This window comes from Pseudomonas coleopterorum (assembly GCF_900105555.1).
In the GTDB taxonomy this organism is placed as follows: domain Bacteria; phylum Pseudomonadota; class Gammaproteobacteria; order Pseudomonadales; family Pseudomonadaceae; genus Aquipseudomonas; species Aquipseudomonas coleopterorum.
Genome location: NZ_FNTZ01000001.1, coordinates 2,665,679 through 2,691,279 on the forward strand (window position 1 = coordinate 2,665,679; position 25,601 = coordinate 2,691,279).

General features: G+C 66.3%; 4 protein-coding genes. All 4 read right to left on the reverse strand.

Annotation, left to right across the window (positions count from 1 at the left end; translation table 11 throughout):
• Nucleotides 1-36: 36 nt before the first annotated feature.
• The 4 genes from BLV18_RS11800 to BLV18_RS11815 all read right to left on the reverse strand — a co-directional run bounded on the left by BLV18_RS11800 (nucleotide 37) and on the right by BLV18_RS11815 (nucleotide 25,557).
• Nucleotides 37-1,386 (reverse strand): lysine N(6)-hydroxylase/L-ornithine N(5)-oxygenase family protein, encoded by a 1,350-nt coding sequence (locus tag BLV18_RS11800; RefSeq protein ID WP_090358729.1) that lies wholly within the window; start codon nucleotides 1,384-1,386, stop codon nucleotides 37-39.
• Between the two features lie 75 nt (nucleotides 1,387-1,461).
• Nucleotides 1,462-5,520 carry a non-ribosomal peptide synthetase gene (locus BLV18_RS11805; RefSeq protein WP_090358731.1) on the reverse strand — a complete coding sequence of 1,353 codons (4,059 nt, stop codon included), beginning with the start codon at nucleotides 5,518-5,520 and terminating at the stop codon, nucleotides 1,462-1,464.
• A 1-nt stretch (nucleotide 5,521) separates the two neighbouring features.
• Complete coding sequence (locus BLV18_RS11810; RefSeq protein WP_090358732.1) at nucleotides 5,522-17,821, reverse strand: non-ribosomal peptide synthetase; 12,300 nt, start codon at nucleotides 17,819-17,821, stop codon at nucleotides 5,522-5,524.
• Nucleotides 17,818-25,557: a non-ribosomal peptide synthetase gene (locus BLV18_RS11815; RefSeq protein ID WP_090358734.1), complete on the reverse strand. Its 7,740-nt coding sequence runs from the start codon at nucleotides 25,555-25,557 to the stop codon at nucleotides 17,818-17,820. Before BLV18_RS11815 ends, BLV18_RS11810 begins: the two co-directional genes overlap by 4 nt.
• Nucleotides 25,558-25,601 lie beyond the last annotated feature (44 nt).

Below are 25,601 nucleotides of genomic sequence, written 5' to 3' on the forward strand. Positions count from 1 at the left end.
ACCCAGCATATCCGATCCGCCGCTCCTGTTCAGCCATCACGCCGAGAGGCTTCGCCCCACCGTGCGGCGTGGGACGTTCGGGCGGTCCTGGTCGACGCCCTCCAGACGCTGCTCCAGGGCAGCGGCGATCTCCCCGGAGCGGGCCGGCAGCACCGACAGGAGCGTGTCGCTCAGCCCATGGGAGTGCTGGCTGAAGCCCTGGATGAAGACCGGCGTTTCGAGCTCCGGGCGGGCGATCAACTGGTAGTCGCGGTCGACCCGGAAGTCGTCCAGGTAGTCCTTGAGCGGAGCGAGCAGTTCGCGATGCGAGCGACGTTCGTAACCGGTGGCCAGAATCACCGCATCGTAACGCCGCGCTTCGGTGCTGCCGGTGGCCAGGTCGCGCAGTTGCAGTTGCACGCGGCCATCGACGTCAGTGGCGCTTTCGATCATGCGTCGGCAGAGAAAACCATGGCGCTCGACGCCGGAGACTTTCTGGCGATAGAGCATGGCGTAGATGCGCTCGATCAGGTCCAGGTCCACCACCGAGTAATTGGTGTTGTGGTACTCGCGGATCAAACGCTCACGTTCGGTTTCGGGCTGATTGAACACCAGGTCGGTGTAATCCGGGCCGAAAATTTCGTTGACGAACGGGCTGTCGTCCGCCGGCTTGAGCACGGCGGCGCGCAGAATCATGTCGACCTGAACGTTGGGGTAGCTGTCGTTGAGGTCGATGAACGCCTCGGCGGCGCTCTGCCCCGCGCCCACCACCGCGATGCGCATCGGCTCGCCACGGCTGCAGGGTTGGGTGGCCATGGCCGACAGGTAACGGGCATGGTGGAACACCCGTGGGTCGTCCTTGAACGAGGCGAACGCCTGGGGGATCTTCGGCGTGCCGCCGGTGCTGACGATCACCGAGCGGGTCTGGCGCTGGACTTCGCGGCCCTGGTGCTGGCTGACCACGTTCAGGCGCTGCACCCGGCCATCCCCTTCCACGATCGGCTCGACACGCAGCACCTGCTCGCCATAGCGGCTCTGCTCGGCGAACTGCTGCGCGACCCAGCGCAGGTAGTCGTTGTACTCCATGCGGCAGGGGTAAAAGGTGCCGAGGTTGATGAAATCCACCAGGCGACCGTGGGCCTTGAGGTAGCTGACGAACGAGAAGCGGCTGGAGGGGTTGCGCAGGGTCACCAGGTCCTTGAGAAACGAAATCTGCAGTTCGCTCTGGGCGACCAGGGTGTTGCCGTGCCAGCTGTAGTCGGGCTGACGCTCCAGAAACAGCGCGTCGAACGGCCGGCCGCCCTGCTCCGCGCGCTCTTGCAAGGCGATGGCCAGGGCCAGATTGGACGGGCCGAAGCCGATGCCGATGAGGTCGTGGGGAGCCGTCGGGGTGAGGTGCTGCGTCATGTGACCGATTCCTTCCAGAAGAGGGTGTAGGAGCGAGGGCCGCAGGGTTGCCTGCGGCCTTCGGGTGACGTGTTCCTAGAAGACGCTCGTGGCCTCGGCAAATTTAGCCACCTCCGATCGCCTGCCGCTTTCGAGGGCCTTCAGGGCCTGCGCCAGATCGGCCATGAAGCCGGGGTGACGGACGATGTCCAGGTGGTGCGCACCCGCTACACAGCGCTGCTCGACCACCTCGACCAACCCGTTCCAGTCGCGCAGGCGCTCGCTACGGGTCAGGGAGTCCTCGGCCTGCCAGACGTGCGCCGCTATGGCCAGAGGTTCGAGCACATGGCGCGCGGCTTTCAAACGCTTGTCGAGCAATGCCCATTGCTCGAATTCGCGGGAGAGCAGATCCGGTCCATCGCAGGGCAATTGGCCGTCGTGGGCCAGCACGTACTCGGCCAACGCATCGCGTTCGCGCGCGTCCATCAGCGCGAACAGACCGCGCCATTGCGTCGCCATGGCCGAGCGCGCCAGCCAGTGCTCCAGCAGCGGTTGCGCGCGATCCCGGGTGGCAGCGTCCAATGGCTGACGTGGATGAAAGGGCACCGACTCGAACACGTCCACCAGGCCGAGGAACTCGACCTGGGCGCGCCCTTGCAGCAAGCGTGCGGTTTCCAGCGCCAGTTCGCCTCCGGATGACCAGCCGAGCAAGGCGCAGCGGCCCCCCTTGACGGTACGGACGATGTACTCGGCATATTCGCTGGCGAGCGCCAGCACGTCGTAGCCACGCCAGCGCTGCTCGGTGTAGACATGGCTGACGAAACCATACACCGGCCGATCCTCGCCCAGTGCCGCCACCAATGGCTTGAATTCGCTGCTGTTGACGATCAGCCCAGGCAGACAGAATAGCGGCACGCCGCTGCCAGAACGGCTCAGAAACACTACCTCGGGCTCGGCCACCGGCGGCGGTGTCAGGCACTCCGCCAAGACAGCAAGGCTGGAAGCATTGAGCACGTCCGCCAGGGTCAGCTTGCGCTCGCCTTGCAGCCCTTGTTTGCGGATGCGCGCGAGCAGCTTGAGGCTGAGCAGCGAGTCGCCGCCCAGTTCGGTAAACGAAGCGCTGCGTGGAATGTCACTGCGTCCCAGCAGGTCGCACCACAGCTGCGCCAGAGCCTGCTCGGTCGGCCCTTGTGGGCCCTCGCGGGTCGGCAGCGCCGGCTCCACTGTGGGCAAGGCCCGCCGATCGAGTTTGCCATTGGCGGTGAGCGGCAGCTTGTCCAACACGGTCCAGTGAGACGGCACAAGCGCGTCCGGCACCTGGTCTGCCAGGGACTGGCGCAACGTGGTCACGTCGGTCTCAGCCGTCAGCACCACATAGGCGTGCAACTGGTGAGCGCCGTATTCGCCGGCGACTGCGATCACCGCCGCCTCGCCGACGCCGGCCAAGCGGCGAATGGCCGTGGCGACCTCCCCCGGCTCGACGCGATAACCGCGAATCTTTACCTGATCGTCGCTGCGCCCCAGGTACTCCAGGCTGCCATCGGGCAGGCGCCGGACGCGATCACCGCTGCGGTACAACCGCGCACCGGGCGCACCATAGGGGTCGGGCACATACCGTTCTGCGGTCAACTCCGCACGCTCCGAGTACCCTTGGGTCACGCCAACGCCACCCAGGTACAACTCACCGACCACGCCGTCGTCTACCGGGTTGAGGTAGGCATCCAGCACACGCGCCTGTACGCCGGGCAGCGGCGTGCCGATGGGCAAGGTTCGCGCGCGCAGGCGATCGGCATCGGCGGCGTTCTGGCACAGCGCACCGACCGTGGTTTCAGTAGGCCCGTAGTGGTTGAACACGCGCAGTTGTGGAGCAAGCCGGCGAATCTCGTCGAGCAGCGCCCAGGACGTCGCTTCGCCGCCCAGGATCAAGGTGTGCCGCGGCAACACATGCAGCGGATCGCGGGCATTGAGCAGGGCCTGCAAATGACTGGGGGTGATCTTCAGCACGTCGCTGCCCTGCTCGCTCTGCCATTGGGCGAAGGCATCGGGGTCGAAGGCCTGCTCTTCGTCGGCCAGGTGCAGTACACCGCCCTGGCTGAGGGCGAGAAACAGCACCGTGTGGCCGAGGTCGGCGGCCACCGTCGAGACCATGGCGAAGCGGCTCTGCGCGGGCAACTGCAGGCGCTGGCCGACGCCTGCGACATAGGCGGCCAGGTTGCCACGGGTGGCGACGACGGCCTTGGGCGTGCCACTGGAGCCGGAGGTATAGATCAGGTACGCCGGCAGTTCGGGCACCGTCCGCGGCCAAGGCAGCGGCGATGGCGGCACGTCCAGGTCCAGATCGAGGGCCAGCCACGCAAGGTCCGGCACCTGGGGATCGGCGCCCAGCACCAGACAGACCCCGCTGTCGGCCAATACCGCCGCCTGCCGTTCTGTCGGCCAGCGCGGATCGACCGGCACATAGGCAGCACCACACTTGAGCACCGCGAGGATACCGACGACCATGGCCGGCGTGCGCGCGCTCAGCAGCGCCACCCGTGCGCCGGGCCCGACGCCCTGGGCGAGCAGACGCTGGCCCAAGGCGTTGGCTGCGCGTTCGACCTGCGCACGGCTGAAGCTCATGCCGGCGCCGGTCAAGGCGACGGCATCCGGGTCGAGCCGGTGCTGGTGGTGCCACAGGCCCACTACGTCCTGGGCCTCGACCGCCGGTGCGCCCTCGTCGCTCTCGCATTCAACGGCCAGTTCGAGCAGCCGCCGTTCGGGCTCATGGCTCACCGCTTCGGTCAGTGACAACAGCTGAGCGGCGAAGCGCTCGATGCGCACGGCGTCGAACAGGTCGCACGCATAGGCGATCGACACCTCGATGCCTTCGGCGCGGTCGGTGAAGTCGACGCTCAAGTCGAAATGCACCTCCCCTGCGGTCAGCCCTTCCAGGCTCATGGACAGCTCGGCGAAACGCTGCGGACGGCTGGCCGGTTGCTCGGTGCACTTGACCTGAAACAGCGGATGGGTGCCGGCCTCGCGCGGCGGTGCCAGCGCCTGCACCAGTTGGTCGAACGGCAGCTGCGCATGTTCCTGGGCCTCGAACAGGGTGCTGCGCACGCGATCCAGCAGCGCGGTGAAGCTCTGCCGCTCATCGACGGCGGTGCTCAACACGCTCAAGGTGCTGAAGTAGCCCACCACGCGCTGGGTTTCGGCGCGGGTGCGGTTGGCCAACGGCGAGCCGATGCGCACGCGGTCGGCGCCGCTCTGCCGGGCCAGCAGCAGCTTGAGCACGGCCAGCATGGCCATGAACGTGGTTGCCCCCTGCGCCTTGGCCAGGGTGCGCAAGCGCGCGCTGGTGTCGGCGGCCACCTGCACCCGGACGCTGGCACCGCGGGCATCGCGCTGTGCACTGCGTGGACGGTCCAGCGGCAGCGCCAGGGGCGTGTGGTCATCGCCCAGTTGCTGGCGCCAGTAGTCGAGCTGGCGCGCCTGTTCGCCCGCCTCCAGCCATCGCCGCTGCCAGCCGGCGTAATCGGCGTACTGCAGCGCCAGCGCCGGCCACTGCGCGGCGTGCCCTTGGCAACGCGCGGCATACGCGGCAGCCAGGTCTTCGATGATCAGACCGATGGACCAGCCGTCGGCCAGGATGTGATGCAGCACGATCACCAGACGATGCTGCTGCGCATCCAGGCGATGCAGTTCCAGACGCAGCGCCGGGCCGCCCATCAGATCGAAAGGCTCTTGGGTCAATACCCGAGCCCGCTGCTGCGAGCCGGCTTCGTCCAGTTCCAGGCACACCAGGGCTTGGAACTGATGCGCATGAATGCATTGCTGCGGCTCGCCCTCGGCATCCTGGGCGAACGAGGTGCGCAGCGCTTCGTGCCGGGCACGCAGATCGTTGCAGGCCTGCTCCAGCGCCTGGACGTTCAGCGGGCCGCCCAGGCGCAACACACCCGCCAGGTTGTAGGCCGGGCTAGCGGGCTCGCGCTGCCAGGCGATCCACAGACCGCGCTGGGCCAGCGACAGCGGCGCTGTGGGCGAGCGCGGCACCGCGACCATGGGCAGGTCGGTGAAGCGCATGCCGTTTTCTTCGAGCCGAGCCAGGAAGGCCTGGCGACGCTCGGGGCTCAGCTCGGCAAACCGGTGGGCAATTTGATGCGGATCGATACTCATCTCAAACCTCGAATTCATCCAGCCAGCGGGCCATTTCGTTCAGCCGCTCGCGGTGATCGGTCGCTGCGGCGAACACGTCGCTGGGCAGTTGCCGGGCCAACTTCTGCACGGTGACGTGATCGAAGAAAGCGTTGATCGGTAGGTGACAGCCGTGACGCTGCTGCAACTGGGCGCGGACCTGCATGACGCTCAGCGAATGCCCGCCCAGCTCGAAGAAACTGTCGGTGACACCGATCTGCTCCAGCCCCAAGACCTCGGCCCAGATCGCCACGAGGGCGCGTTCTGCATCGGTGCTCGGCGGGACATGGGCACTGGTGCTGCCCTGCCCTTCTGGCTGCGGCAGGCGCTTGCGATCCAGCTTGCCGTTGGCCGACAGCGGCATGGCTTCGAGTTGCAGCAGTCGCCACGGCACCATGTACTCAGGAACGTGCTGGCCGAGGTGAAATTTAAGTGCGGCCTCATCGACGGCGTCGCCGACCCAGTAGCCCAGCAGTTGGTTGTCGGCGGCGATGACCACGCATTCACGCACCGCCGGGTGAGCCAGCAGCACGGCTTCGATCTCGCCCAGTTCTATTCGCAGGCCGCGCAATTTGACCTGGTGATCCAAGCGACCGAGGTAGTCGATGGCGCCGTCGCTACGCCAGCGCGCCAGGTCGCCGCTGCGGTACATGCGCGAACCGGACGCGCCGTAGGGGTTGGCGACGAAGCGCTCGGCAGTCAGCGCAGGGCGGCCCAAATAACCACGCGCCAGGTTGACGCCCGCAATGTACAACTCACCCGCCACCCCGACCGGCACCGGATTGAGATCAGCGTCCAGGATGTGGATCTGGGTGTTGGCGATGGGACGGCCGATGGGCACGCTGCTGCCTTCTTCGCGGCAGGCCCAGGCCGTGACATCGATGGCCGCCTCGGTCGGTCCATACAGGTTGTGCAGCTCGCTATTGGTCTGCGCTAGAACCTGGCGCTGCAACTCGGCCGGTAGGGCTTCGCCGCTGCAGATGATGCGTTCGAGCGAAGTGCAAGCCGGCAACTCACCCGCCGACACGAACGCTTGCAGCATCGACGGTACGAAGTGCAGCGTGGTGATGCCGTGCTCGACGATCAGCTCGCGCAACGCTTGCGGATCACGGTGCGCGCCGGGCGGTGCCATGACCAGCGCGGCGCCGCTGAGCAGCGGCCAGAAGAATTCCCATACCGATACGTCGAAGGTGTACGGGGTCTTTTGCAATACCCGGTCACTGGCGGTCAGCCCGTATTCGGCCTGCATCCATTGCAGGCGGTTGAGCAGACCGGCGTGGCGATTGCCAACGGCCTTGGGCTTGCCGGTGGAGCCGGAGGTGTAGAGGCAGTAGACGAGGTTTTCCGGGCCGATGACGACGTTCGGCGCATTCGTGGGTTGCCCGCCAAGCGGTAGAAGCTCAAGCGCGTAAACCGGTACGCTAGCCCAGGCGTCCATCAGGTGCTTCTGAGTCAGCAACAACGGACTGCCGCTGTCTTCGAGCATGCCCTGCAGCCGCTCCCGCGGGTGCTCCGGGTCCAGCGGCAGATACGCACCGCCCGCCTTGATCACACCCAGCAACGCCACCACCAACTCCACCGAGCGCTCGGCACACACCGCAACCGGCACATCCGGCCCAACGCCCTGCTCTCGCAGCCAATGGGCAAGCTGATTGGCGCGGGCATCGAGTTCGGCATAGCTCAAACGCGTGTCGCCATTGACCAACGCCAATGCATCGGGTGTGGCGCGAACCTGTTCGGCGATCAACGCCGGCAGGCTTGGGTACTGCAGATAGCTGCTATCGGTCGCGTTCCACGCCTCGATCTGCTGGAGCTCGGCAGGACTGAGCAAGGTCAGGCTGGCCAGCGGACGCTGGCTATCCTCGAACTGCGCCAACAGCCCGGCCAGGTGTTCGCTGAAGCGCAGGACATCGGCTTCGCTGAACGCGTCCTGGCGGTAGCTGAACTCGATCTGCAACTGCGCGCCCGCGTGGATCACCAGGGTCAGCGGATAATGGGTGGTTTCGTGGCGCTGCACGGGTGAGAAACGCAAACCGCTGGCCTCGCCGAGGGCCTGTTCCACCGGATAGTTTTCGAACACCAGCAGCGTATCGAACAACGCCTGGCCACCCTGCCCGGCCCAACCCTGGATCTCGAACAGCGGTGTGTGTTCATGTTCGCGCAGCGCACTGTTCACGCCCTGCAACTGCCGCAGCCAGTCGCCCAGCGGCTGCCGAGGGGCTGGCGTCTGAATCACCGGCAATGTGTTGATGAACAGCCCCAGTGTGCGTTCGGCCTCGGGCAACTGCGCCGGACGACCGGCCACCGTTGCGCCGAACGCCACCGTGGCCTGCCCACTGTAGCGCTGCAGCAACAGGCTCCAGGCACCTTGCACCAAGGTGTTCAAGGTGACCCGCTCGCGGCGGGCGATGGCGCTCAGGCGTGCGGTAGTCGCCGCGTCGCATTGCCAGAGGTGCTGGCGGTGACCCTGGCCCACGCCCGCGCCGCTCACCGTGCTGGCGAGCAAGGTCGGCTCGTGCAGATCGACCAGGCGCTCACGCCAGAACCGTTCGCGCTCGGCCAGATCGCGTCGCTGCAGCCATTGCACGTAGTCGACGAAACGTCCGGCCGGTTCGGCAGGCGGCGTGCCGCGATAGTGCTGCAGCACCTCGGCGATCAGCCGCGACGAACTCCAGCCGTCGAGCAACAGGTGATGGCTGGTGAGAATCAACTGGTAGCGTTGCTCGTCCAGGCGCACCAGCAGCACGCGAAGCAGGGGCGCCCGCGCCAGATCGAAGCCTTGGTCACGCTCCTCGTTCGCCAACGCCTCGACCGCACCGTCGCCCTGGCTCCGGTCACGCCAGTCGAGCAGGCGCACCACCGACGGCACGCTGCGCCGCACGGCTTGCAAGGGCTGGCTCAACCCTTCCCAGAGAAACGCGGTGCGCAGCACGTCATGGCGAGCGACCGTGGTATCCCAGGCCTGTTGGAAGCGGGCTGCATCCAGGCCATCGATGGCCAGGCTCAGTTGGTTGAGGTAATGGCTTTCATCGGGCGATTGCAAGGCATGGAAGAGCATGCCCTGCTGCAACGGTGACAGCGGATACAGCGCTTCGGTATCGATGGGCAGTTGCAGGCCATCCAGCGTCGCTTGATCCAGCCCGGCCAAGGCGAAATCCGAAGGCGTGAAACGCTGTGCGTCAGGCTGCAGGCAATGTTCGATGAGCTGTTGCAACTCGTCGCACCAGGCTTGGGCCAAAGGCTCGACCCAGGCCGAGGCGAGCCGCGCGCCGCTGTACTGCCAGTTCATGTGCAGCTCACCCTGGCGCACCTGGGCATTGATGACCAGCTCGTTGCCCAGCGGCGCATCGGGTGCCTGATCGTCGCCGCCACGCTCGCGGGCAAGGCGGAACAAGCCCTGGGCTTCCATGCCCAGATCGGTCTGACCAAGGTAGTTGAAGGTGATCGAGGGTTGCGACCCGACAGCCAGTTCGGCGCGCACCTGCGGCTCGCCCAGGTAGCGCAGGATGCCGTAGCCCATACCGTGATCGGGAACCCGGCGCAGCTGTTCCTTGATACCGCGAATCGCCACGCCGGCGTCCGCTTCGGGGTCGGTGTGCAGGCGCACCGGGTAGACACTGGTGAACCAGCCGACGCTGCGGCTCAGGTCGACATCGCTGTATTGCGCCGGGACCTCGCGACCATGACCTTCCAGGGCCACCAGCACACTCTGACCGCCAATGGCGCGCAAGACCACGCGGGCCAACGCGGTGAGCAGTAGCTCATCGACGCGGCTGCGATAGGCCTGCGGTGCCTGGGTCAGCAACTGGCGCGTGAGGGGCTCGGCCAGGCGCACCTGACACTCGCGCACCTGGTCACGACGGCGGCTGCCTGCAGCGTCTAGCAGCGGCAGGCTGACGGCCCCGGCCGCAACCGTAGCGCGCCAGAAATCCAGCTCAGCCAGGCGCGCGGGCGCCTGCTCCAGGAGTACTCCGCCCCAGCGCTGGAACGCACTGGTCTTGTGCCCAAGGGTCGGCGTCTGGCCCGCCTGCAACTGTTCATACACACGTTGCAGATCATCGAGCAGGATGCGCCACGACACACCGTCCACCACCAGGTGGTGAGCCACCAGCAACAGGCGCTGCCCCTGCGCCGTGTCCAGCAGCAGCGCACGCAGCAGCGGGCCTTCGCTCAGATTCAGCAGGGCTTGGCTGTGACTGCACGCCTGGGTCATTTGCGCGCTGTCGGTGACCTGCAACTGGTCCAGCGGCACTGTGGCCGTTTCGGCGTGAGACTGCTGCCAGTGCCCGTCGTCGTCCTCGACGAAACGCAGGCGCAAGGCGTCGTGGTGGGCCACCAAGGTCTGCAGGGCCGTTTCGATCAGCATGGCATCCAGTGGTTCGGTCGGCTGCAGCAGGACGGACTGGTTCCAGTGCTGCCGCGCGCTGATCGGGCTTTCGAAAAACCACGCCTGGATCGGCGTCAAGATCGCTGCACCGGTGACCGGCCCCTGCGTCTGGACGACACTTGCCTGGCGCTTGGCAACCTGGGCCAGGGCCCGAATGGTCTGCTGCTCGAAGACCTGTCTGGGCGTCAGCAGCACGCCGGCCAGACGCGCCCTGCCGACCAGTTGCAAGGAGACGATGGAGTCGCCGCCCAGCTCGAAGAAGTTTTCGTTCGCGCCCACGCGCTCCACGCCCAGCAACTGTTGCCAAAGGCCTGCCAGCACGGTCTCCACCTCGCCCTGAGGTGCAAGGAAATCGCCGCTCTGCGCGTGCCAGTCCGGAATCGGCAGCGCGGCCCGGTCGAGCTTGCCGTTGAGCGTTACCGGCAATTGCGGCAACCACAGCAGGCGGGACGGGATCATGTAGTCCGGCAACTGCTCGGCCAGCGCCTGTTTGACGCGCAACTCCAGAGTCGATTCATCTGCCGTCGACGCGGCGACGCCATAGGCGACCAGCCGCGCACCGGACGGTGAAGGCCGGGCCAGCACCACGCAGCTTTCGACCTCGGCGTGCTGCTGAATGCACGCCTCGACCTCGCCGGGCTCGATGCGATAGCCGCGAATCTTGATTTGCTGGTCGATGCGACCGACGTATTCGATGACCCCGTCGGCGCCCCACAGCACGCGGTCGCCGGTGCGGTACATACGTGCACCGGGCGCGCTGAACGGATCCGGCACGAAGCGCTCGGCGCTGAGCGCCGGTCGGTCATGGTACTCACGGGCCAGGCCGCTGCCGCCCAGGTACAGCTCGCCGCTGACCCCGGCCGGCACCGGTTGCAGACGCGCGTCGAGGATGTAGGCACGACGGTCACCCACCGGTCGGCCGATGGGGGCGTAGGCCGACCGACAGGCCTGGCTCGCTGCGACCTTCCATACCAGCGGCGTGACCACGGTTTCGGTGGGCCCGTAGCCGTTGATCAAGGTGCGCGGCGCCAGGGTCTGGCGGATGCGTTCGAAGTTGGCCTGGGGCATGGCTTCGCCACCGAAGGAATACAGGTCCAGCTTAGGCGCCTGCCCCTGCGCCTGGGCTTCGGCGGCGAGCTGCGTCAGGTACACCGGCGGGAAGCCGGCGTTGGTGACCTGCTGTTCGGCCAAGGTCTGCAGGGTGCGCGCCGCCGACCACAGTTCCTCGTCGCGCAGCACCAGGCTGGCGCCACAGGTCAGGGCGGTCATCCAGCGCTCGTGGGCGCCGTCGAACGCGAATGAGATGAAGTGGAATTCGCGGGAGGCCTCGCTCATGTCGTACAGCGGCGCGGTGGCAGCGCAATGCATGGCCAGCGGACCATGAGCGACCGCAACCCCTTTGGGCGTGCCGCTGGAACCGGAGGTGTAGATCAAATAAGCGAGATTTTGCGCCTGCACATCCACCTCGGGGGCGTGCTCGCTGTAGTCGTCGAGCGCCTCGCGGTCGAGGTCGAGCAGCGGCAGTCCCGGCGTTTCGGGCAACCTCTCGTGCGCCAGCTGCTCGGTGATCAGCAGGCTCATGCCACTGTCCTGCAGCACATAGCCCAGACGTTCGCGGGGATAGTCCAACGCCAGCGGCACGAAGGCGGCACCCGCCTTGGCCACGGCGAGCAACGCCACCAGCAGCCGATTGGAGCGCTGCAGCGCCACGCCGACGCGCATCTCCGCACCGATGCCGCGGGCAATCAAGGCATGGGCCAGACGGTTGGCCTGCCGCTCCAATTCGCCACGGGTGAGGGTCTCACCGGCGCAGATCAAGGCGACGCGCTGCGGATCGGCAGCAGCATGGGTGGCAATGCGCTGCGGCACACTGATGAACGCGTGCGGCGCGTAGTCCGAGGTGCCCCAGGCCATGACCTGGCGGTATTCGCGACTGTCGAGCGGGCTGATCGCCGCCAGCGGCTGCTGGGCGTCTGCGATCAGGCCGAGCAGCAGGCTGTTGAGGTGCTGCACCAGCGCCTCGACGCGGACCGTGGCAAACGCATCGCGGCGGTAGCCGAAGGTGATGTCCAGCGTGTCACCGGCGAAGATCGCCACGGACAACGGATAATGGGTGGCTTCACGCGTGCTCGATGCTTCGATACGCACACCGCTGCGCTGGCGCATGGCGTGGTCGACCGGGTAGTTTTCGAACACCAGCAGGCTGTCGAACAGGCTTTGCCCGCTCAACCCTGCCCAACGCAGAATGTCCGCCAGTGGCGTGTATTCGTACTCTCCCGCGTCGGCGCTGCGGGCTTGCAGCTCGCGCAGCCATTCACCCACTTTATCGCCCGGCTCGCCACTGCCGATCACCGGAACGGTATTGATGAACAGCCCCACCACCGACTCGGCATCGTCGAGCGCCGTGGGCCGGCCCGACACGGTCGTGCCGAACGCCACCTGCGCCTGCCCGGTGTAGGTTTGCAGCAAGAGAATCCAGGCACCCTGCACCAGGGTGTTGAGGGTCACCCGCTGGCGACGGGCGAATTGGCGCAGGCGCTGGGTGTCTTGGGCCGACAGGCCGCTGCGAATCACCCCATGCCCCGTTGCATCGCTCAGGCCCTGTGTGTCCTGGGCCGGCAGGCTTTGAGCGAGCAGCGTCGGTCCGTCCAGCGCCGCCAGGCGCGCCTGCCAGTACGCTTGCGCAGCCTCGCTGTCGCGGGTGCCCAACCAGGCGATGTAGTCGCGGTACTGGCTGCGCGGCGCCAGCGGCTGCTCGCCCGCGTAACGTTGCAGCACCTCGCCGATCAGGCGCGCACTGCTCCAGCCATCCAGCAGAATGTGGTGGAAGGTCCAGATCATGCGGCAACGGTTGGCGTCCAGCTGCAACAACTGCACCCGTTGCAGCGGCAGGCAGGTGAGGTCGAACCCTTTCGAGCGCTCTGCAGCCGCCCAGTCGTCCAGCGCCTGCTGGCTGATCCCACGGGCATCGTGCACCTGCGCCACGGCCGGGCAGCGGCGCAGAACGGCCTGCAGCGGCACCTGCAGTTCGCCCTGCCCGAGGAACACGCTGCGCAAGGTGGCGTGCTGCTGCACGGTGCTGTCCCAGGCCTGCAGGAACCGCTGCAGATCCAGCCCTTCGAGCACCACATCGATCTGATTGACGTAGGCCGCCTGGGCATCGCCTTGCAGGCTGTGGAACAGCAGGCCTTGCTGCAGGGGCGACAGCGGATAGAGGTCTTCCACGTCGCGTGCGGCCAGGGGCAAGGCGTCGAGTTGGGCCTGGGTCAGTCCGGCCAGCGGTACGTCGGCAGGCGTCAGCGCCGCGTTCTCCGGGGCCAGGCAGTGGGCGGCGAGCAGGCTCAGTTCGGCGCGCAGGTCGTCCAGCAGACACTCCAGTTGTGAGGGGCTGTAATGACTGGCGTCGGCCCGGGCGTCGAAGTGCAGTTGGCCTTCCACCAGGCGCGCATTGACCGTCAATGCATGGCTGAGCGGCGCCTGGTCGTCGCGCTGCCGGCCCTGCGGTTCACTGGCCAGGGTGAACAGGCGCTGAGCGTCGAAGCCGGTGTCGTATTGGCCCAAATAGTTGAACATCACCTGTGGCGAGGCCTGCTCGGCGAGCGACGCCTGGGCGGACGAGGGGCCCAGGTAGCGCAGCACGCCATAGCCGATGCCCTTGTTCGGCACCTGGCGCAGTTGTTCCTTGACCGCCTTGATGGCCGTGCCCAGATCGCCCAGGCCCGGACTCAGGCGCACCGGGTACAGGCTGGTGAACCAACCGACGCTGCGCTCGATGTCCAGGCCGTCGCTGTAGGGCACGGGCAAGGCGTCACGGCCATGGCTTTCGAGGGCCACGCTCAGCGAGGTCTGGCCGCTGTGTCGGCACAGCACGCGGGCCAGGGCCACCAGCAGCAGTTCATCCAGACGCGTGCGGTAGGCGCCCGGTGCTTCCTTGTGCAGGCGGCGAGTCAGTTCGGCCGGCAGGCGCAGCCGGTGTTCCACGGCCTGGCCTTCGCGACCCAGAATCTGAGCCGGTTGCCCTTGCGTCTGCGCGCGCCAGTAGTCCAGTTCATCGAGCAGCGCCGGGCTTTGCGCGAAGGCCAGCAGCCGTTCGCCCCATTGCCCGAAGCTCGCGCCCATTGGCGCCAGCGTCACCACCCGGCCGGCGCTGTGTTGCCGGTAGGCGTGCTGCAAGTCCTCCACCAGCACGCGCCAGGACACGCCATCCACCACCAGGTGGTGAATCACGATCAACAAGCGTTGGCTGCCGTCGCTCAACGCCAGCAGCGCGGCGCGCAACACCGGCCCCTCGTTCAGGTCGAGACTGGCTTGCAGGCGCTCGGCCTCGTGAAGGAAGGTTTCGGCGTCCGGGGCATCGATTTCCACCAGCAGGTCGTCGCGGGTGAACGCGGTGTAGCGTTGCTGCCAAGTGCCGTCGGCACCTTGGTGGTAACGCAGACGCAGGCTGGCGTGGTGCTCGGCCAGAGCCGCCAGGCTGGCGCGCAGTGGCTCGGCCTGCAAGGCCTGCAATGGGCGCAGCAAGGCCGACTGGTTCCAGTGCTGAGGCTGGGCAATGTCCTGGCTGAAGAAGTAGTGCTGGATCGGCGTCAGTGGTGCCGGCCCACTGGCCACGGTCGGCACCCGCTCGGCACACTGGCGGGCGCTGCGTGCGGCCTGCGCCAGCGCGGCCAGGGTCGGGTGCAGGAACAGATCACGCGGGCTCAGCTGCCACCCTACCTGCCGCGCCCGACTGATCACCTGCAAGGACAGAATGGAGTCGCCGCCCAGCTCGAAGAAGTTGTCGGCGACACCGACCTGTTCGACGCCCAAGACCTCGGCCCAGATCGTTGCCAAGGCCTGTTCGGCCTCGCTGCGCGGTGCACTGTAGGCCTCGACGGCGACCTGCCCTTCGGGGGCTGGCAATTGCTTGCGATCGAGCTTGCCGTTGGCCGACAGCGGCATGGCTTCGAGCTGTACCAGACGCCATGGCACCATGTAGTCGGGTACGTGCTGGCCTAGATGGGTCTTGAGTTCGGCTTCGTCGATCGCGTCCCCCACCCAGTAACCGATCAGTTTGTCGTCACGAGCGATGACCACACTTTCCTGTACGTGCGGGTGAGCCAGCAGCACCGCTTCGATTTCGCCCAGCTCGATACGCAGGCCGCGCAATTTGACCTGGTGATCGAGGCGACCGAGGTAGTCGATGGCGCCGTCCGCGCGCCAGCGCGCTAGGTCGCCGCTGCGGTACATGCGTGAGCCAGGCGCGCCGTAGGGATTGGCGACGAAACGCTCGGCGGTCAATGCGGGGCGTGCCAGATAACCACGCGCCAGGTTGATGCCAGCAATATACAACTCACCCGCCACCCCGACCGGCACCGGGTTGAGATCGGCATCCAGGATATGGATCTGAGTGTTGGCGATGGGACGGCCGATGGGCACGCTGCTGCCGTCTTCGCGGCAGGCCCAGGCCGTGACATCGATGGCCGCCTCGGTCGGTCCGTACAGGTTGTGCAGTTCGCTGGACGTCTGCGCCAGCACCTGGCGCTGCAACTCGGCCGGCAACGCTTCGCCGCTGCAGATGATGCGTTCGAGCGAGGTGCAGGCCGACAACTCGCCCGCCGACACGAACGCCTGGAGCATCGACGGTACGAAGTGCAGCGTGGTGATGCCGTGCTCGACGATCAGCTCGCGCAACGCTTGCGGATCGCGGTGCGCACCGGGCGGCGCCATGACCAGTGCGGCGCCGCTGAGCAGCGGCCAGAAGAATTCCCATACCGATACGTCGAAGGTGTACGGGGTCTTTTGCAATACACGGTCACTGGCGGTCAGCCCGTATTCAGCCTGCATCCACTGCAGGCGGTTGAGCAGACCGGCGTGGCGATTGCCAACGGCTTTGGGTTTGCCGGTGGAGCCGGAGGTGTACAGGCAGTAGACGAGGTTTTCCGGGCTGATGAGAACGTCCGGCGCATTCGTGGGTTGGCCGCTGAGCGGCAGAAGCTCAAGCGCGTAAACCGGTACGCGTGCCCAGACGTCCATCAGGTGCTTCTGAGTCAGCAACAACGGACTGCCACTGTCTTCGAGCATGCCCTGCAGCCGCTCCTGCGGGTGCTCCGGGTCCAGCGGCAGATACGCACCGCCTGCCTTGATCACACCCAGCAACGCCACCACCAGCTCCACCGAGCGCTGCGCACACACCGCAACCGGCACATCCGGCCCAACGCCCTGCCCTTGCAGCCAATGGGCCAGTTGATTGGCGCGGGCATCCAGCTCGGCATAGCTCAAACGTGTGTCGCCATGGACCAACGCCAGTGCATCAGGTGTGGCGCGCACCTGTTCGGCAATCAGCGCTGGCAGGCTCGCGTAGGATGGATAGTCTTCCTGAGTGGCGTTCCAGGTGCTCAACTGCGCCTGCTCGGCCGGGGTCAGCGGCGCCAGTTCATGCAGCGCGCGCTCGGGCTGTTCCAGCACCTGTTCGAGCAGGTGCAGAAAGTGCGCGTGCCACGCCTGCACGGTGGAAGCCTCGAGCAGGTCGGTGGCGTAGCTGAAAGTCGCCGTGATCTGACCTTGAGGGGTTTCTTCGGTGGTCAGGGCCAGGTCCAGCTGCGCGGTCTGGGCCGTCTGCTCCAGACGCTCGAACACCAGGCCGCCCGCCTCCACCTCACGGTCGCCACGTTGCAAGTGGTTGAACAGCACCTGGAACAACGGGTTGGGGCCCAGGCTGCGCGCCGGTTGCAGCGCCTCGACCAGATGCTCGAAGGGCACGTCCTGGTGAGCCTGAGCCTGCAAAGCCTGTTCACGCACGGCCTTGAGCTGGTCGACGAAAGACGCTTGCCGCGACACCAGCAGCGGCCAGACCTGAGTATTGACGAAACAGCCCATCAAATCCTGGGTGGCTGGGGACGTGCGATTGGCCACCGGAATGCCGATACGCAACTGCGACTGACCACACAGCCGGCCGAGCCACACCCCGTAAGCCGCCAGCAAAACCATGAACGGCGTGGCGTGCTGAGCACGGGCGAACTGTCGCAGGCGCTGGCTGAGGGCGTCGGGCAAGGCTTTGCCGACCCGGGCGCCGCGGTAGCTGGGCAAGCCGGGCCGCAGATGGTCCACCGGCAACTCCAGCACCGGTTCCTCGGTGCCCAGGCGCTCACACCAGTACGCCAGTTGCTGCTCGCCTTCACCCGCTTCCAGCCACAGGCGCTGCCATCGGGCGTAGTCGCTGTACTGAATCTCGAGGCTGGGCAAGGCATCGGCATCGCCCCGCAGACGGCGGGCGTAGCCGCTGGCCAGCTCCTCGACGAAGAGTTCGACCGAGGCGCCATCGGCAACGATGTGGTGCAAGGTGACCAGCAAGGCATGCCGCTCGGCCTCGCAACGCACCAGGGTCAAACGCAGCAGAGGCCCTTGGGTCAGGTCGAACGGTCGTGCGGCCTGCTCCTGCGCCAGACGCGCCAACGCAGCATCGCGGGCCGGCACCGATACGTCGCTGAGGTCTTCGCGGGTCAGTGTCACGGTGCAGGCATCGGCGTCGTGCACGCGCACCACCGGTTCGCCGTCCTGAGTGGGGAAGTCGCTGCGCAACACCGCGTGTCGGGCCACGATGTCGGCAATCGCCGCCTGCAAAGCGGCCTCGTTCAGCTCGCCAGACAATTGCAGGCCGCCGGTGATGTGGTAGGCACTGGCGGTCGGCTCCAACTGCCAGAGCAGCCATAGCCGCTTCTGACTGTAGGACAGCGGTGATTGCGCCTCGGGAGGTGCCGGGACGATCGGCAGGCGACGGGCGTCGATGCCTTTTGCGCGCAGTTGCTGCAGAAATATCCGCTGCTTTGGCGCTGGAAGCGCGTTGAACCGTTCCGCCAACGGGCGCAACGGATCGTCACGCAGGCTAGGGCCGTGGGGTTGGCTCAGGTCGTTCATTCAATGCGCTCCAGTTCGTTCAGCAATTGGGTCATGGCGTCCACCTCCTCTTCGGGGGCGTGCGCCGGAATGTGCTCCAGGTGCCGAGCGAGCGCCTCGACGGTGGGTGTGTCGAACACCGCGCCGAGATGGATCTGTACGCCCAATTGGTGGCGGATCTGCGAAGCCAGACGGGTCGCGAGCAGCGAATGCCCGCCCAGTTCGAAAAAGTCATCCGTCACCCCAACCCGCGCCACGCCCAACACTTCGGACCAGATCCTTGCCAGGCCGCGTTCGGCGGCAGTGCGCGGTTCGACATGCCCCTTGACGGCCTGAACCTCGATCTGCGGAAGGCGCTTGCGATCCAGCTTGCCGTTGGCCGACAGCGGCATGGCTTCGAGTTGCAGCAGTCGCCACGGCACCATGTACTCAGGAACGTGCTGGCCGAGGTGAAATTTAAGTGCGGCCTCATCGACGGCGTCGCCGACCCAGTAGCCCAGCAGTTGGTTCTCGACGGCAACCACCACACACTCGCGCACCGCCGGGTGAGCCAGCAGCACCGCTTCGATCTCGCCCAGCTCGATACGCAGGCCGCGCAATTTGACCTGGTGATCCAAGCGACCGAGGTAGTCGATGGCGCCGTCGGCACGCCAGCGCGCCAGGTCGCCGCTGCGGTACATGCGCGAACCGGGCGCGCCGCAGGGGTTGGCGACGAAGCGCTCGGCGGTCAATGCGGGGCGGCCCAGATAACCGCGCGCAAGGTTGACCCCCGCGATGTACAACTCACCCGCCACTCCGACCGGCACCGGATTGAGGTCGGCATCCAGGATGTGGATCTGCGTGTTGGCGATGGGACGGCCGATCGGCACGCTGCTACCGTCTTCGCGGCAGGCCCAGGCCGTTACGTCGATGGCCGCTTCGGTGGGGCCGTACAGGTTATGCAGTTCGCTGGACGTCTGCGCCAGCACTTGGCGCTGCAACTCGGCCGGCAGGGCCTCTCCGCTGCAAATGATACGTTCGAGCGAGGTGCAGGCCGACAACTCGCCTGCCGACACGAACGCTTGCAGCATCGACGGCACGAAGTGCAGCGTGGTGATGCCGTGCTCGACGATCAGCTCGCGCAGTGCTTGCGGATCCCGGTGTGCACCGGGTGGTGCCATGACCAATGCGGCGCCGCTGAGCAACGGCCAGAAGAATTCCCACACCGATACGTCGAAGGTGTAAGGGGTCTTTTGCAGCACTCGATCATGGGCAGTGAGGCCGTACTGGGCCTGCATCCACTGCAGTCGGTTGAGCAGACCGGCGTGGCGATTGCCGACGGCCTTGGGCTTGCCGGTGGAGCCTGAGGTGTACAGGCAGTAGACGAGGTTTTCCGGACTGATAAGAACGTTCGGCGCGCTCATCGGCAAACCGCTCAGGGGCAGATCTTCGAGCGCATAAACAGGAACATCCGCATCGCCCGGCCATTTTTCCATCAGGGGATTCTGAGTCAGCAGCAACGGACTGCCACTGTCCTCGAGCATGCCCTGCAAACGCTCCCGCGGATGCTCCGGATCCAACGGCAGATACGCACCGCCGGCCTTGATCACACCTAGCAACGCCACCACCAACTCCACCGAACGCTCGGCACAGACGGCAACCGGCACATCCGGACCAACGCCTTGCCCTTGCAGCCAGTGGGAAAGCTGATTGGCGCGGGCATCGAGTTCGGCATAGCTCATGCGTGTGTCGCCATGGACCAACGCCAGCGCATCGGGTGTGGCGCGCACCTGTTCGGCAATCAGCGCAGGCAGACTTGGATAAGACGGATACCGGATATCCGTAGCGTTCCAGTCCGACAACTGCCGTTGCTGCACCGCATCGAGCAGGCGCAGCTCGCCCAGGCGCAGCGAAGCCGTGTCCAGCGCCGGGGCTGCCATCGCCAGCAACAGGTTGCGCAAATGCTCGCCGATCCGAGCCACGCTGTCCGCCGCGAAAGCGCTCAGCAGGTAGCTCAGTTGCACGTTCAGGGTATCGCCGGCATGGATCACCACGGTCAGCGGGTAATGAGTGGTCTCCCGCGAAATGACCTGGCCGAACCGCACGCCACTGCCGCTGCGCAAGGCGCTGTCCACCGGATAGTTTTCGAACACCAGCACGCTGTCGAACAGCGCCTGACCACCCCGCCCGGCCCAGCGCTGGATGTCGAACAGCGGCGTGTGCTCGTGCTCGCGAAGTGTCAGGTTGAGCGATTGCAGATCACGCAGCCACTCGCCCAACAAACGCTGCGGGCCGGGCGCCTGAATGACCGGCAAGGTGTTGATGAACAGCCCGAGCATGCGCTCGGCATCGGCCAGCGCGGCTGGGCGACCGGCCACGGTGGCGCCAAAGGCCACGCTGCGTTGCCCGGTGTAGCGCTGCAAAAGCAGGCTCCAGGCACCCTGCACCAGCGTGTTGAGGGTCACCCGCTCACGTCGGGCGAACGCCGCCAGTGCCGCGGTGGTCGTCTCGTCCACGTGCAGGCGCAGGTCACCGTGCCCCGCCTGCTCGGGCACTGCCGGCAAGGCGTCGGCCAATCGCGTCGGCGCATCCAGGTGACGCAGCTGGTCGGTCCAGAACGCCTCGCTCGCCTGCCCATCCTGACGTGCCAGCCAGGCCAGGTAATCGCGATAGGCGCTCGCGCTCGGCACCGGCGACTCGCCGCGATAATGCAAGAGCACTTCTTCGAGCATCCGCGCGGTGGCCCAGCCGTCGAGAAGGATGTGATGGCGGGTCCAGATCAGCTGGTAATCCCGTTCGCCGAGGCGCACCAGCAACAGCCGTTGCAACGGTGGTTGGCGCAGGTCGAAGCCCTGGTCGCGCTGGGCGTCGGCCAGTTCGGCCAGGTCCAGACTCACCTGCTGCGCAGGGCGTGCGCGCCAGTCCAGGTGCTGCACCGGCGAAGGCAGCTGGCGATGAATCCATTGCAACGGTTGCTGCAGATCGCCGTCCCAGACGAAACCGGCGCGCAGGATCGCGTGCTCGCGGGTGACACGCTCCCAGGCCTCCGCAAAGCGCAGGCCGTCCACGTCGCTGAGCGGCACGCTGACCTGATTGACGTAGGTGCTGCGGGTGCCGCCTTGAAGGGCATGAAAGAGCAAACCCTGCTGCAGTGGCGACAAGGGGTACAGGTCCTCAAGGTCGGCCGCGGCCACCGGCAGGGCATCCAGTTGCGCCTGAGTGAGCTGCGCCAGCGGAAAGTCCGCCGGCGTGACGCCCGCGACCCCAGGGCTCAAGCAATGGTCGATCAGCCCGGCCAATGTCGCCAGATACCGTTGCGCCAAGGCTTGCACCACGACCGTATCGAAACGCTCGACGCCGTAGCGCCAGCTCAGGTGCAGGCAGCCGTCACGTACCTGGCCGGTCACCACCCATTCGCTGTCGGCCTCCGCGCTGGGGTCCAGGGAAGCACCCAAGGGCTCATCGGCCCAGGCGAACAGTCCGCCGGCCGAACGACCCGGATCGAACTGGCCGAGGTAGTTGAAGGTGACCTGCGGGGCCGTCCGGGCCGCCAGCTGCTCTGCCAGCTCGCCCTGGTCGAGGTAGCGCAGTACGCCATGACCCAGCCCCTCGCCCGGCACCGCACGCAGCTGTTCCTTGATCGCCTTGATGGCTTGCTCCGGCGCGTCACTGCCGGGCGTGAGTTGCAGCGGGTAGAGGGCGGTGAACCAGCCCACGCTACGGCTCAGGTCCATATCCGCATCAGCGTCGGGTGTGCGGCCGTGACCTTCCAGAAGGATGTCCACGGCCGACTGACCACTCCAGTGGCACAGCGTTTGCGCCAGCGAGGTCAACAGCAGCTCGTTGATGCGTGTGCGATAAGCCCCATGGGCAGCACCGAGCAGCGCCTGGGTGCGCGCCGCATCGAGTTGCAGGCGCACCTGAGCGGTGTCAGCCAAGGCACGACTGCCCTGCGGATGCTGCACGTTCAGCGAAGCGGCCGGGGTCTGCGCATAGGTGTGCCAGTAGTCGCGCTCGGCCTCGCTTACCCCCAGTCGCGCTTTATTGACGAGGTACTCGCCCCACGCCTTGAAGCTGCTCGTGCGCGAAGCCAGTTCAAGCGGCAAACCCGCCAGCGCCTGAGTGTGCAGCCGCGCCAGATCTTCCAGCAGGATGCGCCAGGACACCCCATCCACCACCAGGTGATGGGCGACCAGCAACAGCCGCTGGCTGCCGTCGCCCAGTTCCATGAGCACGGCCTTGAACAGCGGACCCTGGCCCAGATCGAAGCCACGCTGGGCGGTTTCACACAGCGCGGTGATCGCCTCGGGGCCGGCGTCGCCCAGGCGCTGGCACTGCAGCAGCGAGGCCGTAGCTTGCCCGTGGTGTGCGCGCCAGCGGCCTTCGACACGCTGAAAGTGCAAGCGCAGAGCATCGTGATGGACGTACAGCGCCGTCAGCGCCCGATCCAGCGCCTGTGGCTGAAGTGTTTGCAGCGGCCGCAGCAACAACGCCTGATTCCAGTGGCCGGGGACGGGCACCGCCTGGGCGAAAAAATGCGCCTGAATCGGTGTGATCGGCGCCTCGCCCTGTACCGGGCCGTTGTCGACACGGGCGTGGTCCAAGGCCACCGCGACGGCTGCCAAGGCAGCGATGTGTTGATGCTCGAACACATCGCGTGGCTTCAATTGCCACCCCGCCTGCCGCGCCCGGCTGATCACCTGCAAGGACAGAATGGAGTCGCCACCCAGTTCGAAAAAGTTGTCGGCGACACCCACCTGTTCGACGCCCAATACTTCGGCCCAGATCGACGCCAAGGCCCGTTCGACCTCGCTGCGCGGTGCGACGTAGGCCTCGACGGCGACCTGCCCTTCGGGCGCTGGCAATTGCTTGCGATCGAGCTTGCCGTTGGCCGACAGCGGCATGGCTTCGAGCTGTACCAGACGCCATGGCACCATGTAGTCGGGTACGTGCTGGCCTAGATGGGTCTTAAGTTCGGCTTCATCGGTGTCGCCGCCTACCCAGTAACCGATGAGTCTCTCGTCACGGGCGACGACCACGCTTTCCTGTACGTTCGGGTGAGCCAGCAGCACCGCTTCGATTTCGCCCAGCTCGATACGCAGGCCGCGCAATTTGACCTGGTGATCCAAGCGACCGAGGTAGTCGATGGCGCCGTCGGTACGCCAGCGGGCCAGGTCACCGCTGCGGTACATGCGTGAGCCAGGCGCGCCTTGGGGGTTGGCGACGAAGCGTTCAGCGGTCAGCGCGGGGCGATCCAAATAACCACGCGCCAGATTGACGCCAGCGATGTACAACTCACCCGCCACCCCGACCGGCACCGGATTGAGATCGGCATCCAGAATATGGATCTGAGTGTTGGCGATGGGACGGCCGATGGGCACGCTGCTGCCGTCTTCGCGGCAGGCCCAGGCCGTAACGTCGATGGCCGCTTCGGTCGGTCCGTACAGGTTATGCAGTTCGCTGGACGTCTGCGCCAGCACCTGGCGCTGCAACTCGGCCGGCAGGGCTTCGCCGCTGCAGATGATGCGCTTGAGCGATGTGCAAGCCGGCAACTCACCCGCCGACACGAACGCCTGCAGCATCGACGGCACGAAGTGCAGCGTAGTGATGCCGTGCTCGACGATCAGTTCGCGCAACGCTTGCGGATCACGGTGCGCACCGGGCGGAGCCATGACCAATGAAGCACCGCTGAGCAACGGCCAGAAGAATTCCCATACCGATACGTCGAAGGTGTAGGGAGTCTTTTGCAGCACTCGATCATGGGCAGTGAGGCCGTATTCGGCCTGCATCCATTGCAGTCGATTGAGCAGACCGGCGTGGCGATTGCCGACGGCTTTCGGCTTGCCGGTGGAGCCCGAGGTGTAGAGGCAGTAGACGAGGTTTTCCGGGCTGATGAGAACGTTCGCCGCGCTCATCGGCAAGCTGCCAAGGGGCAGATCTTCCAGTGCATAAACGGGAACACCCGCCTCGCCAGACCATTTTTCTACCCACTCACTTTGAGTCAGCACCATTGGACTGCCACTGTCTTCAAGCATGCCCTGCAGCCGCTCCCGCGGATGCTCCGGATCCAGCGGCAGATACGCGCCGCCCGCCTTGATCACACCCAGCAACGCCACCACCAACTCCACCGAGCGCTGCGCACACACCGCAACCGGCACATCCGGCCCAACGCCCTGCCCTTGCAGCCAATGGGCAAGCTGATTGGCCCGGGCATCCAGTTCGGCGTAGCTCAAACGCGTGTCGCCATGGACCAACGCCAACGCATCGGGCGTCGCACGCACCTGTTCGGCGATCAGCGCAGGCAGGCTCGGATACTGCGGGTAGCCACTGTCGGTCGCGTTCCAGGCGCTCAATTGGTACAGCTCGGCAACATCCATCAGCGGCAGGCTGAACACCGACCGATCGGGCGCGGCGACCATGCCCTGCACAAGCTGAGCAAGATGCTGGCCCATGCGCGCGATGGTCGTGGCGTCATAGAGCGCGGTGACGTACTCCAGCCGGCAATCGATGCCGTCTGGGTTGGCAATGACATCGAGGGTGAGGTCGAAACGCGCACTCTCCAGCTCCACGTCCAACACCTGCACCTGCAATCCCGGCAGTTGCAGCGCCTGGGCATCCCGCGAATGGCGAAAGTTGAACAACACCTGGAACAGCGCCGTGTGATGCAGATCGCGGCTCAGATTCAGGCCGTCCATGACGCACTCGAAGGGAAAATCCGATTGCTCCAATGCGACACGGCTTTGCTCGCGCAAACGGCGGCACAGCGCGCGCGTGGTCAGCGCAGGCTCCAGCCGTGCGCGGTACACCTGGGTGTTGACGAAGAAACCGACGATGTTCTGCACCTGGGCATGACTGCGGGCAGCGTTGGGCACACCGACGGCAAAGTCGCGCTGGCCGCTGTAGCGCGCCAACAGCACTTGCCAGGCGCCCAGCAACACCACGAAGGGCGAGCACTGCTGCAATCGGCAGAATTCTCGCAGTGCCTGGGCCGTGCTGGCCGGCAGGCGAAGGTCGTGACGCGCCGCGTCCAGGCGCGGTTCGGCGCGGCGCGGTCGGTCGCTGGGCAGTTCGAGCACCGGCACGTCCTGGCCCAGATAATCACGCCAGTAAGCCTGTGCCTGACGGCCGGCCTGGCCAGCCACGTACTCGCGCTGCCAGGTCGCGTAGTCGGCGTACTCCAGCGGCAGTATCGGCAAGGCGCGGTCGTGGCCTTCCAGGGCGGCGGCATAGGCCTGGCCGAGGTCGGCAATCAGCAGCGGGTTCGACCAGGCGTCTGCAACGATGTGGTGCAGGCACAACAGCAACACGGCACCGCCGGGGTAGCGCAGCAGACTGGCCCGCAGCAGCGGTGCCTGCCCGAGGTCGAAGGGTACGGCAACGCGTTGGCGCAGGGCGGCTTGCAGCCCTGTGTCGTCAGGCAGGTCGACGCATTCCAGATGAAATTCCACCTCGGGATCGATGACCTGCAGAGGTTGCCCATCGACCTGCACGAAACGCGTGCGCAGGCTGGCATGGCGCTCGATCAGTCGGCGCAGGGCGGCCTGCAAGGCCAGGACATCCGGCTGGCCTTGAATCTGCAATGCACGAGCCGAGTTATACGCCGGGCTGTGTACGTCATATTGTTGAAGAAACCACAAACGGCGCTGGGCGAACGACAGCGGCGCCGGTCCATCTTCGGTGCGGCGGACCGGCCCGCTGGGTGTGGCTGGCGCTGCATCGTCCAGTCCTTCGTCATCCAGTAACAGGGCAAGCAACTCGTCGCGGTCGATATCGGTCATGGTCAATCCAGTTCGCAAAAGAGGGGGCCGACCGGGGCCGGCCC